Source organism: Bacillus pretiosus, assembly GCF_051294775.1.
GTDB classification, from domain to species: Bacteria; Bacillota; Bacilli; order Bacillales; family Bacillaceae_G; genus Bacillus_A; species Bacillus_A wiedmannii.
Genome location: NZ_JBPPHF010000002.1, coordinates 1,025,236 through 1,038,564, shown reverse-complemented (window position 1 = coordinate 1,038,564; position 13,329 = coordinate 1,025,236). Strand labels below are relative to the sequence as shown.

Below are 13,329 nucleotides of genomic sequence, written 5' to 3'. Positions count from 1 at the left end.
TGTACAGTTTTTCATTTTTTATGTAAGAAATTTTTAGCAATGCCAACCACCATTTACTCCGATAATTTGTCCAGTTATGTAAGATGCTCCTGGTGATACGAGGAATGACACTGTTTTCGCTACCTCTTCTGGTAGTCCCAACCTGCCTAATGGGATCTCTTCAGCAATTTCATTCTTATCCTCTTCTGAAAATACTTGTAACATTTCCGTTTCAATTGCACCTGGCGCCACCGCGTTAACCCTTAATCCACTTAATGAAACTTCTTTCGCTAAAGCTTTCACATATGAATTTTGTGCACCTTTTACCATCGAGTAAAGCACTTCACATGATGCGCCGATTTGGCCCCATATAGAAGAAACAAGTACAATATTACCACTTCTCCGCTGAATCATCGATGGCAGCGCCCTTGATAATAATTTATAGATACTCTTCACTTGAAGTTCTATCATATAATTCAATTCATCGTTCGTTACATCTGTTACGAGTCCAAAGATACTCTTCCCAGCTGCATATACGATAACATCAAGAGGATGTTCAATTTGTTCCCACAACTGCTCTGCCCCATCAGTAGAAGCTAAATTCGCTTGAACAGGAATCACTTCACCCCATTCTTTCTGCAACTCGTTCACTTTCTCTTCACCGTTATTATAATGAACATATACTGTATATCCATCTTGAAATAATTGTTTTGAAATAGCAGAGCCAATCCCTCCGCTTCCTCCAGTTACTAATGCATACTTTTTCATACAATTCCTCTCTTATCTCAACAAAATCTTTCTCCTATAAATAATACCCTCATCTTACAATTTATCAATGATAAGATGAGGGTATTATTATGAAATCTTTTATTTTTTCGGTAAAACTTGACAAACACTCATTTTCTCTTCTGATAATAATAATTTGGCTACTTCTTGTAAATCTTGAACAGTTAAACTTTCTAATACAGTCAATGCCTCAAACAGACTAGATTCATTAAACGCATATCGTGTAAATTGATTTGCAATATATTCCGGCGAATTCAACGAGCGTAAAAAGCCACCTATTTTCTTTTTCTTTACTCGTTCTAATGCCACCTCATCTAATTGATCATAATTTGTATTTAGTAAAATGCTTTTCAAACGCTCTTCCAGCTCATCAGGTTGCTTCGTATCGCCGCCAACCATTGCAAAACCGAAGTTATTCTCTTCCGTATAATCATACGAGAACGAATCATCAATAAGACCTTCATTATATAAAGATTCGTAATGAACGGAGCTTTTCCCAAATAAATAATCTAAAAGTAACGTAAGCGCAATTTCTTGTTTTAAAAGGGCTTTCCCTTTTTCTTTTAAATTTGTCGCTTTAATACCAACTAAGCATTTCGGTGTTTGTACAGGCATGGAAATAATTTTCTTCTTTTCATTTACCTCATCTGGTTCTTCTTCAAATGAACGTACAATTTCTGGCTGGTTTTTATAATCTTTTTTCGCTTGATTTTCACGTACTAAATCCATTGTTTTCTCTGGATCAATTGCCCCCACAACGAACAATAACATATTGCTCGGATGATAAAATGTTTCATAACATTCATATAATAAGTCTTTCGTAATTTTACTAATAGACTCGATTGTCCCTGCAATATCAATTTTAATTGGGTGCTTTACAAACAAGCTATCAATTAATCCAAAGTATAAGCGCCAATCTGGATTATCTTGATACATTTGAATTTCTTGCCCAATAATCCCCTTCTCTTTTTCAACTGTTTTTTCAGAGAAGTAAGGCTCTTGTACGAAGTTTAACAATGTATTTAAATTTTGTTCTACATTTGATGTACATGAAAACAGGTAAGCTGTTCTTGTGAAAGATGTGAAAGCATTTGCTGATGCTCCTTGTTTACTAAACAATTGGAAAGCATCGTGATCTTCTTTTTCAAATAATTTATGTTCAAGAAAATGAGCAATTCCATCAGGCACACGAACCATTTCTTCTTTACCTAGTGGTACGAATGTATTATCCATAGAACCATATTTTGTCGTAAACGTTGCAAATGTTTTATTAAATCCTTGCTTTGGTAAAATATATACATCTAATCCATTAGGAAGTTTTTCATAATAGAGTGTCTCTTTTAATTGCTCATAAACAATTTTCTCCATTTATTCTCCCTCCGTTCCTTGTAAAAAGTAAATTGTATCTAGTTCAATATTTTTAGCAACTTTCACAATCTCTTCTTTCGTCACACTTTCAATGCCTGTAAGCCATTCTTCAACCGGACGCGTACGATCTGAAATAATACCATGATACAGCATCTCCACAAATCCGCGTGGTGTATCAATCGCCTCTAATATTTGATTTTGAATAACACTTTTCGTTTGATGCATCTCTTCTTCAGAAAAATCACCATTTTGCATCGCTAACATTTGTTCTTTAATAATCTCAACAGCTTTTTCATAATTTTTCGCTTCGATCCCTGACATGACAAACAATAAGCCTTTATGACTTTCAAAGCGGGATGCCGCATAGTACGCTAAACTATTTTTTTCACGAACGTTAACGAATAACTTCGAATGAGAAAATCCTCCAAACAATCCATTGAACAATTGTAGCGCAAAATAATCTTCGTCTTTATACGTAATAAACGTACGATAACCAATGTGTAATTTACTTTGTTTTAACTCTTGTTTTTCAACAACTTCTTTTTCTTCATTATTTCTCTTATGAAGAAGTACATTTCTTTCTCTCGCAGGACGCGCTGAAATAGAAAAATACTTACTTACAAGATCCACTGCGTTTTCTGAAATATCACCAATAATGTATAGATCCATTTCATCTTCTGCTAACACTTTTTGATAATATTGATACAAACTTTCATTTGTAATAGAAGAAACAATCTCTTTTTTCCCATGTGCACTTAAACGATACGGTTCTACTTTGCACATTTCTTCAATTAAACGCTCGTTTGCATAGCGCATTTTATCATCGTACGTAGCTTCAATTCGTTGCAAGAGCGCTCTCTTTTCACTTTCTACGATAGAAGGTAAAAAACCATTCCCCTCTGTTGCTGGATGTAAAACGATATCCGATAACATAGAAAGCGCTTTTTCAAATAGCGGTGGTGCATCATGTAAATATACTTCATTTGCAATGTCTACATAAATAGAGATAATATGGTCTTCTCCTTTTTTACTTACATCTACTGCCAAAGAAGATCCGTATAATTCTTCTAAATATTGACGAAGACGAATTACAGAAGGAAGCTTTTCTGTCGCACTTTGCAATACGTATGGCAATAGGGCACGCTCTGTCACCGTCTCCTCATTTAAAGGTGCTTTAAAACGAAATACAAAAGTATTTGTTTTATATTTATCAGTCGGAATAATATGTACTCGCAAACCACCTAACTCATGTAACTGTTGTTCCATTAGTTTCATTTATAGCCCTCCTTTACGTATATAGGAATATTCCTCTTCAATATACAGTTTTTAGAAATGAAAAATCAACTTTTCTTCCTCACTATACTTACATGAGGCTCTTTCTAAAAACTTTCATATGTAAGGAACATAGTAAAATTCCGTATTACATATATTCTATGTAAAAAAGCCCGCACTAATGTGCGAGCTTTTTTATACTTATCGTTTTCCTTTTTCATACGGCGTTCCTAACGCTTTCGGAGCTTCAGAACGACCTACAAAACCAACAAGTGCTAATATTGTGAATACATACGGTAATATCGTTAAGAATACACTTGGAATTTGATCTAATACAGGAATTGTTCCACCTGTTACACTTAACGATTGTGCAAAACCAAAGAATAGCGCTGCACCTAATGCACCTAATGGATTCCACTTCCCAAAGATCATGGCAGCTAACGCTAAGAAACCTTGTCCAGTAATAGTTGCCCCTGAGAAGTTATTAGAAATTGACATTGCAAAAATTGCTCCACCAATTCCAGCAAACACACCTGATATACAAACACCAATATAGCGCATTTTATATACGTTAATTCCCATCGTATCAGCTGCCATTGGATGCTCACCAACCGCACGAAGACGAAGACCGAACGGTGTTTTATAAATAACATACCAAACAACGAATGCTAAAATAATAGCAATATACGACGTTATCGGTACGTTAGAGAAGAATATTTTCCCTAAAACCGGAATATCCGAAAGGCCTGGAATATCAATCTTTTCAATACGGTACTGAATAAAGTCAGTCTGTCCTTTATCAAAAATCTTCTTAATTGCAAATACCGTTAATCCAAGAGATAAGAAGTTAATCGCTACACCACTTACAACTTGATCCGCTCGGAATGTAATAGATGCTACCGCATGAAGTAATGCAAATAACCCACTACCGATTGCCGCAAATAATAACGCAATCCACGGAGTCATCGTTCCCCATGTATCACCCATTAATAAGTTTGTAACAACTCCAATAAATGCACCAAATAGCATTAGTCCTTCTAATCCAATATTTACAACACCTGATCGTTCACTAAATACACCACCTAGTGCTGTAAAAATTATAGGTGCTGATGTATATAACGTACCCGTCACAAGAATGGCTAATATATCTAAAAAGCTCATTTATTTCCCCTCCTTGCTCATGCGTGTAAGCGCCCATCTTAACACATAACTACATGCAACAAAGAAGATGATACATGCAATAATCACATTAATAAGCTCTGATGGTACATCTGCCTCAAAGTTCATTTGAGGGGAAGCACTTTTCAAACCACCAAATAATAAAGCTGAAAGGATAATACCAAACGGATTATTCCCCCCAAGTAAGGCTACGGCAATCCCGTCAAATCCTACTCCTGTAAACGAAGACATTGCTGTCATACTTTGGAATGTTCCTAACCCTTCCATCGCACCACCAATCCCTGCAAATGCACCAGCAATTGTCATAGAGAATACTACATTGCGAGAAACTTTCATACCAGCATATTGGGAGGCATGTTGATTAAATCCTACCGACTTTAATTCATACCCTAAAGTTGTTCGATCTAATAAGAACCACATTAAAATAGCGATTAAAATTGCTACAACAATTCCCCAGTGAAGGCGCGAACCGTCAGTGATGGCAGCAAGCCAGTCTGAAGATAATGACGCACTCGCTTTGATGTCGTACGTTTTATCATTACCCTCGTGCAAGAAACGCTTAATAATGTCATATGTTACGTATAACGCAATATAGTTCATCATAATCGTTACAATAACTTCATTAACTTGAAATTTCCCCTTTAAATATCCAGGGATGAAACCCCAAATTCCACCTACCAATGCTGCAAATAAAATAGATAACGGAATGTGAAGAACAGCTGGTAGCGAAACTGCATAACCGAACCAAACTGCTGCAAGCCAACCAACTAGTAATTGCCCCTCTACCCCGATATTAAATAAACCTGTACGAAATGCAAACGCCACTGATAAGCCGGCAAGAATAAGCGGGATCATTGTACGAAGCGTTTCACCTATTGCACTTGGGCTACCGAACATTCCTGTCCAAAGTGCACTATAACCAACAATTGGATCATAGCCACTAACTAGCATTACAATTGCTCCGACAAGTAAGCCAAAAATAACGGATAGTACTGGGACTAAAATATTTATCGTTCGTTCTGTTAAAAGTTTTTTAGCCATTTGTACCCACCTGCTCCTTCTTTGTTCCTCCAGCCATTAACAATCCAAGCTGTTGTTCATTCGTTTCTTTCGCATCAACAATTGCTACAATTTTCCCTTCATAAATAACAGCAATTCGGTCACTAACATTTAAGATTTCATCTAACTCTAAAGATAAAAGTAATACACCTTTTCCTTTATCCCTTTGCTCTATTAATCTCTTATGAATAAATTCAATTGCTCCTACATCTAAACCACGTGTTGGCTGTGCCGCGATTAATAAATCTGGATCACGGTCTACTTCACGTGCAATAATTGCTTTTTGTTGATTCCCCCCGGATAAAGCGCGCGCTAACGTTTGCTCACTAGGTGTACGTACATCAAACTGTTCAATAAGTGCCTTTGCTTTTTCTGTAATTTTACTAAAATTTAAAATCCCTTTCTTTGAAAACGGATTTTTATAGTACGTTTGCAGAACTATATTATCTCTAACAGAAAAATCAAGAACAAGGCCGTGTTTATGACGATCTTCTGGAATATGACCAATTCCTTCTTCTGTTATCCTTCTAACAGGCCAATTTGTTATTTCTTTTCCTTTAATTGCAATAGAACCTGACTCAACTTTTCGTAAACCAGTAATTGCTTCTATCAATTCACTTTGTCCGTTTCCATCAATCCCTGCAATTCCAACAATTTCCCCCGCACGAACAGTTAAGTCAAGGCCTTTTACAGCAGGTAGTTGACGTGCATCGTGAGCAACAAGATTTGCAATTGAAAGTACCTCTTCTTTTGGCTTCGCGTCTATTTTTTCTGTTTTAAAATTCACTTGACGTCCGACCATTAATTCTGCAAGTTTATTTTCATCCGTATTTGCAACGTCAACCGTTCCAATCCCTTTTCCTTTACGAATAATCGTACAACGATCGCAAACTTCCATAATTTCTTTCAACTTATGTGTAATAAGAACAATAGATTTTCCTTCTTGTACAAGCTTTTTCATAATTTGAATTAGCTCATGAATTTCTTGCGGTGTTAACACAGCTGTCGGTTCATCAAATATTAAAATTTCTGCCCCACGGTAAAGTGTTTTTAAAATCTCAACACGCTGCTGCATACCAACTGAAATATCCTGTATTTTCGCATATGGATCTACAGCTAATCCGTATTGTTCAGACAGTTTTTGAATTTCTTTAGCAGCTTCCTCAACAGCAATTTTCCCGTTTTTCTTCGGTTCATTTCCGAGAATAATATTCTCTGTAACTGTAAAATTATGAACAAGCATAAAGTGCTGATGAACCATTCCAATACCAAGGTCATTTGCCACATTCGGATTGGTAATGTTTACAGACTTTCCTTTAATTTTAATTTCACCTTGTTCTGGTTGATACAAACCAAATAGTACATTCATCAATGTGGATTTCCCTGCACCATTTTCTCCAAGTAAAGCATGTATTTCTCCTTGCTTTACTTGCAGCGTAATATCATCATTCGCTACAATGCCTGGGAATACTTTCGTAATGTTATTCATCTCAATTACGTATTCCATTTTGTTCCTCCTTTTAACAGGGAACATTCCCCTATTACACTATTAACTTATTAAGCAATTTGGAAGTTTTATACATACAAAGGTTAGTTCTATGAACTAACCTTTGCTATTTCTCTATTTATTTTTTTAGAGAAGCTTCATATTCTTTATACTCTTTATCTGTAGCTGGTACTTTAATTTCACCATCTGTAATTTTCTTTTCAAACTCTTCTACTTTTGTTAAAATTTCAGGGTTAACTTTTTTCACGTTGTCAGTTGTTTTTGCAATACCAACACCGTCATCTTTTAAGCCAAACGCTTCTATTTTACCGCCTTTTAATTTACCATCTTTCGCTTCTTGTGCTACTTTTTCAACAGCGATATCTACACGTTTTACCATTGAAGTTAATGTTACGTTTTCAGGCATACCTTCTTGGTTTTGGTCACGGTCCACACCGATTACCCAAACATTTTCACCTTTTTTCTTACGGTTTTTCGCTTCAGTGAACACGCCGTTACCTGTACCACCAGCAGCATGATAAATTACATCTACACCTTGACCATACATTGCTGATGCAAGAACTGTACCTTTTTCCGGTTTATCAAATGCTTCTGCATATTCAGATACGATTTCAATATTTGGATTTACTGCCTTTGCACCCGCTTTAAATCCATTTTCAAATTTACTAATTAAATCACTCTTCATTCCACCAACAAATCCTACTTTATTAGATTTTGTTGACATAGCCGCTACCGCACCTACAAGGAATGAACCTTCATGATCTTTAAATGTGATGCTTGTTACGTTCGGTGCATCTACAACAGTATCCACAATTGCGAATTGTTGTTTTGGAGCTTCTTTTGCTACTTCTTTAATTGCACCTTCTAATTTATAACCGATTCCGAAAGATAAATCATACTTATCTTTTGAAAATTTCTTTAAGTTTGGAATATAATCTGCTTCTTTTTCAGACTGTAGGTAACGATAATTTGTCTTTTCCTTTAATCCATTATCTTTACCAAACTTTTTCAAACCTTCCCAAGAAGATTGGTTGAATGATTTATCATCAACACCCCCAACATCCGTTACCATACCAACTTTGAATTCTTTATCTTCTTTCTTGTCACTGCTCGCCTTATCCGAGTTACCACATGCACCTAAAATCGCGCTTGCTGCTAATGTTAATGATAATAAAAGACCTGTTTTTTTCTTCATACTAGAAACCCCTCCTAAAATTATATATATCTCTTTATTCTTACGCTGCTGTCCCTAACTTCTTGCTGTCACCTCCCTAAAATGGAACTTACCTACATACGTTTTCTTAATACGTGGAAGCTAAACTTATCAGCTCTAAAGTAATTGATAGAATATAAGATTGGCTCATCATTTTGATCATAGTGCATTTGTTTTAAAACTAGCAGTGCCGTTTCCGGTTCACATTCTAAAATCGGTGAGATTTTCGGATGATAGCCAATTGGCTCAATGTGAGCAACTGCGTATGTGATACGTTTGTGCGTATTGTTATGTATCACTGTAAGTAACGATTCTTCGTTGTATCCCGATAAATCTGGCAAGATTTCTTTTGCAAGTTTATCGATACAATATACAACAGGTTCCCCATCTGCTGTACGCACACGCTCAATCATTACCGCATTAAAACCGTCTTCACTATTAAACTTCTCTTTTTCCTCTTCTGTTAAACTTGTTGTAGATGATGATAAAAAGATAGTTCCTGGTGTTTTCCCCACACTAGAAATCATATCTGTAATACTAGAAAGTTGTTCAATCCCAGAAGAAAATAACGGCTTTGCATTTACAAATGTTCCTACACCATGTCTACGAATGACAACATTTTCTTCTTCTAAAATACGCAGCGCTTCCCTTAAAGTCGCCCTACTTACACCAAGTTCTTTCGCTAAATCAAACTCTGATGGTAACTTCTGTCTTTCTTTGTAAGCTCCATCTTTAATTTTTTCTTTGATGTGATCAATTACCCGTAAATATAGGTGACGACTATCGGATTTTACTGACATAAGACTCCCCCGCATTTCAATTATTCGACCTCTGATGTAAGACTTCTTTTCTCTTTTTTCAACTTACAACATAATAAAAATTGCTAAATACTAAAAATAAGCTTAATTGTCGAATAAATATTAATAATTTTTCAAGATGAAATTTTCACTCTTTACTGCATAAAAAAAACTTCGCACCATAAACATTCCTCATTTCGAGAAAAAGTTCGGCACAAAGATCTCTTACATCCTTTGTTACACACTTTTCCCCTCATAGTCCAGCAATTCATGGTTGCCGGGTAGAAACTTATGGACCTTATCTCCAAGATTATATGAGGCAGTGATTCTTTTCGAAGTAATCTTACCACTTGCTCCCATACGTGTCAACAAAATTTAACATTTTTCTACATTAAATATCGAACATTCATTAAAAACATAATAAAAGTATTCGTATTCTAAAGAATCGCTTTAGATGTAAGCCCTTTCTTTATCGCTGAATATAGTATATAACAAAACTAGCATATAAAAAAGCCTAATTGTAAAAACAATTAGGCTTTTTTTATGAACTTTTTTCTTGTACATCATTAATGAGCACTTCTCGTGGTTTACTACCTTCATACGGACCTACTACACCATTCATTTCCATTGCATCAATTAAACGGGCAGCTCGCGTATAACCTACTCTAAACCTACGTTGCAACATAGAAACAGATGCTGTTTGCATTTCCACTACAAGCTGAACTGCTTCATCATATAATTCATCTTCTACTTCCTGCTTCGTATCAGGAACATCTTGTGGAATCATATCTTCTTGATATTGCGCTTTTTGCTGACCAATAACATACTCTACAACTCTCTCAACTTCATCATCGGATAAAAATGCACCTTGTACACGTACAGGCTTCGATGCACCAATTGGTATAAACAGCATATCTCCACGACCTAGCAGTTTCTCTGCACCACCACCATCAAGAATTGTACGAGAGTCCGTTTGAGAAGATACCGCGAATGCAATACGTGATGGAATATTCGCTTTAATAACTCCCGTAATAACATCAACCGATGGACGCTGCGTCGCAATAATTAAATGAATACCAGCCGCACGAGCCATTTGTGCTAAACGCATAATCGCATCCTCTACATCTGATGAAGCAACCATCATTAAATCGGCTAACTCGTCCACTATTACTACAATATAAGGTAATTCCGGTTGTTTCGCTTCTGATTGACTATTATGTTCTTTAATATGATCATTATATCCTTCAATGTTACGCGTGCCACTATGAGCAAATAATTCATAACGTCGTTCCATTTCACTCACGACTTTTTTCAAAGCTTGTGATGCTTTTTTCGGATCAGTTACAACTGGTGTTAATAAATGCGGAACACCGTTATATACATTTAACTCTACCATTTTCGGATCAATCATCATTAATTTTACTTCATGTGGTTTTGCACGCATTAAAATACTAACAATAATACCATTAATACATACACTTTTCCCGCTACCTGTCGCACCAGCTACCAGTAAATGGGGCATTTTATTTAAACGGGCTAATACAGCTTCACCTGTAATATCTCGTCCAAGACCAATTAACAACTTCTCTTCCGGATGATTATTAGCCTTAGAATCAAGAACTTCTCTTAGCGTTACCATAGATACTTCTGAGTTCGGAACTTCAATCCCTACAGCTGATTTCCCGGGAATAGGTGCTTCAATACGAATGTCTTTCGCAGCTAAAGCAAGTGCTAAATCATCACTTAAACTAACGATTTTGCTTACCTTTACTCCCATATCAGGATACACTTCATATTTTGTAACTGCAGGACCTCTATGTACTTTTGTTACTTTCGCTTTCACTCCAAAACTTTGGAATGTACGTTCTAATTTACGAGCATTCTCATAAATTTCTGCATTTTCATTTGTAACTTGCTTATTCTTAGGAAATTTCAATATATCAAGTGCAGGAAGCTTGTAATCTTTATTTTCTACATTTGAAAATTGCATTGGCGGGGCACTTGTTTCCGCCTCTAAAGATTCTACAATCTTTTCTCCACGCTTTTTCTTAGATTCTTCAACAGACGGAGCCTCTTCAATAGACGGTGAATTTATTAACTCTGCTTCCTGTTCTTCGCTAATTCGTTTATTCTCTTCTTCATTTACAGGATAATTCTCAGTGAAATTCGAAATAATTGGAGGGTCAATTGAGATTTCTTCCATCGGCTCAATAATCTCTTCTTGTTCTGCAGCACGTTTGCTCCTTGTGCTTCTCGTTGTTTTTTTCTTTTCTGTTTGTTCAGCCGTCCTTTTGGATCTCCAATCTTTATAATCCCCTTGCATTACTTCAAATTGACTTCTAAGGATCCTTCCTACAGGTGCAAGTACTTCTCCAATATGCTTATTTGTTATACAAAGTATGCCGAGAATCACTAAAATAATACCAATGATATAAGCTCCTACTTCATCAAATAAAAAGTAACACGTCGCGAACATAAGCGCACCAAACATACCACCGCCTAAATGAACGCTATCTGGCCCCTTTTTCATTTCAAGAAAGAAGTTATCTTTCGTACTCACAATAACAGAAGTATTTTGCACTGCTCCATCTTTCGTAAGAAGGTTAAATAATGTAATATGACTAAACATTAATATCGCCAATACTATTAAATAAAAACCAATTAACCGTTTATTTAAAAGGTTCGGCCATCCACGTTTGATAACAAACGAAACCGATAAAGCTATTACACCTAACACACCAATTATGTACCACTCACCAAAGAAGAAGCGAAAAAATAACACAAACGATTTCCCTACAACACCTAGCTGTAAAATCGTAATGATTGAAAGTGCAAAAAGAGTTAAACCGACGATTTCATAATACAAAGTTGGCTTTATCGTGCGTCTTGCTTTTGCCTTCGTCCCTCTTTGCTTTTGTTTTGCCATTTCTTCACCTCGTGTTCTACATGTAAGTAGGGCTTCCTTAAAAAAGCACTACTTATATGTCTGTTTTCTCTATTTTTTCAGGTCTTATATCTTCTATTTTTACACTTCTTGTAAATTGTTAAATAAACAGAAGAAAGCAGCCCTCTCATGGCTGCTCAACCGTCTTGTTTTTTATATTATACCATAGCTTCTAAACAAAATCCTTCTTTTTGCTAAAAGGTTATTTTCTGGCCGGGCTCAAACTCTAAGTAGTGTAGCGGATCCGTACTTAACACACGTACAATAGAATAACACCCATGTTCTTCTTCAGAAACCATTAATTCAACACCGTTTATATTTACAACTTTTTGGCTTTCACATTGCGAATAATCAGCTGGATATACAAGTTGCTCTGGCATAATTGTGTATAAAATCATTGTAACATTGTCCCTTCTGCACTATTATCCATGCGAGCATCTATTAATTCATTCAGTTTTCGAATCGCATTCCCAATACCACCGACATCATCTATAAGACCATATTTCACTGCATCGCCACCAATTACATTCGTCCCAATATCTCGCGTCAAATTCCCTTTCGCAAACATAAGTTCTTTAAAACGATCTTCGGTTACTTTCGAATGCTTCGTCACAAATCGAATGACTCTTTCTTGCATTTTATCTAAATACTCAAATGTTTGCGGCACACCTATAACAAGACCTGTTAGACGAATGGGATGAATTGTCATCGTCGCAGTTTCCGCAATAAATGAATAATCCGTAGAGACGGCGATTGGTACACCGATAGAATGCCCTCCGCCCAGAACAAGTGATACCGTTGGCTTTGAAAGCGAAGCTACCATCTCAGAAATTGCTAACCCTGCTTCAACGTCACCTCCGACCGTGTTTAATATTAAAAGCAAACCTTCAATTTTCGGATTTTGTTCTATCGCAACAATTTGCGGAATAATATGCTCATATTTTGTTGTTTTATTTTGCGGTGGCAACTGAACATGACCTTCCACCTGCCCGATGATTGTTAAACAATGAATACTTGATTCATTCATTTGTGGTACATTCGTTTGCCCTAGCTGTTGAATTTTCTCCACTATCGAAGCTTCTTTCCCAGTTTCTTTCGGCTCAGCCTCTTTCCCTTCATTTGTATAACGATCACGTTCTGTCATATCGCATCCCCTTTCACTCGTATATAACTATTATTTCTTAAGTTATAAATTTCATTCGATAGAGTTTAAAAAGAAAAAAAG

11 protein-coding genes and 1 riboswitch are annotated in these 13,329 nt (G+C 36.1%); all 11 genes read right to left on the bottom strand.

Annotation, left to right across the window (positions count from 1 at the left end):
* Nucleotides 1-33: 33 nt before the first annotated feature.
* The 11 genes from ymfI to tepA all read right to left on the bottom strand — a co-directional run bounded on the left by ymfI (nt 34) and on the right by tepA (nt 13,248).
* Nucleotides 34-747 (bottom strand): elongation factor P 5-aminopentanone reductase, encoded by a 714-nt coding sequence (gene ymfI, locus ACSG5Z_RS13690; RefSeq protein WP_435711552.1) that lies wholly within the window; start codon nt 745-747, stop codon nt 34-36.
* Nucleotides 748-846: 99 nt separating this feature from the next.
* Entirely contained in the window at nt 847-2,133 is a 1,287-nt protein-coding gene (gene yfmH / locus ACSG5Z_RS13685) for an EF-P 5-aminopentanol modification-associated protein YfmH (RefSeq protein WP_048545969.1), read from the bottom strand.
* Complete coding sequence (yfmF, locus tag ACSG5Z_RS13680; RefSeq protein WP_048545971.1) at nt 2,134-3,408, bottom strand: EF-P 5-aminopentanol modification-associated protein YfmF; 1,275 nt, start codon at nt 3,406-3,408, stop codon at nt 2,134-2,136. It abuts the gene before it with no gap.
* Nucleotides 3,409-3,606: 198 nt separating this feature from the next.
* Nucleotides 3,607-4,566, bottom strand: coding sequence for an ABC transporter permease (locus ACSG5Z_RS13675; RefSeq protein ID WP_062923045.1), 960 nt, complete (start codon nt 4,564-4,566; stop codon nt 3,607-3,609).
* The gene (locus ACSG5Z_RS13670) at nt 4,567-5,625 is read right to left on the bottom strand and encodes an ABC transporter permease (protein WP_001085261.1); all 1,059 of its coding nucleotides are present in this window, start codon (nt 5,623-5,625) and stop codon (nt 4,567-4,569) included.
* Complete coding sequence (locus tag ACSG5Z_RS13665; protein ID WP_064475025.1) at nt 5,618-7,150, bottom strand: ABC transporter ATP-binding protein; 1,533 nt, start codon at nt 7,148-7,150, stop codon at nt 5,618-5,620. Before ACSG5Z_RS13665 ends, ACSG5Z_RS13670 begins: the two co-directional genes overlap by 8 nt.
* A gap of 118 nt (nt 7,151-7,268) precedes the next feature.
* Nucleotides 7,269-8,345 (bottom strand): BMP family lipoprotein, encoded by a 1,077-nt coding sequence (locus tag ACSG5Z_RS13660; RefSeq protein WP_088610159.1) that lies wholly within the window; start codon nt 8,343-8,345, stop codon nt 7,269-7,271.
* 92 nt (nt 8,346-8,437) lie between these two features.
* A complete protein-coding gene (locus ACSG5Z_RS13655) occupies nt 8,438-9,163 on the bottom strand; it encodes a GntR family transcriptional regulator (protein ID WP_000114176.1) in 726 nt (241 codons plus the stop codon).
* Nucleotides 9,164-9,396: 233 nt separating this feature from the next.
* Nucleotides 9,397-9,498, bottom strand: a riboswitch (purine riboswitch).
* 203 nt (nt 9,499-9,701) lie between these two features.
* The gene (locus ACSG5Z_RS13650; protein ID WP_098089540.1) at nt 9,702-12,086 is read right to left on the bottom strand and encodes a DNA translocase FtsK; all 2,385 of its coding nucleotides are present in this window, start codon (nt 12,084-12,086) and stop codon (nt 9,702-9,704) included.
* 212 nt (nt 12,087-12,298) lie between these two features.
* The gene (locus ACSG5Z_RS13645) at nt 12,299-12,502 is read right to left on the bottom strand and encodes a YlzJ-like family protein (RefSeq protein WP_000605020.1); all 204 of its coding nucleotides are present in this window, start codon (nt 12,500-12,502) and stop codon (nt 12,299-12,301) included.
* Nucleotides 12,499-13,248, bottom strand: coding sequence for a translocation-enhancing protein TepA (tepA, locus tag ACSG5Z_RS13640; RefSeq protein WP_000139829.1), 750 nt, complete (start codon nt 13,246-13,248; stop codon nt 12,499-12,501). The genes ACSG5Z_RS13645 and tepA overlap by 4 nt, the downstream gene beginning before the upstream one ends.
* Between the last annotated feature and the right edge of the window lie 81 nt (nt 13,249-13,329).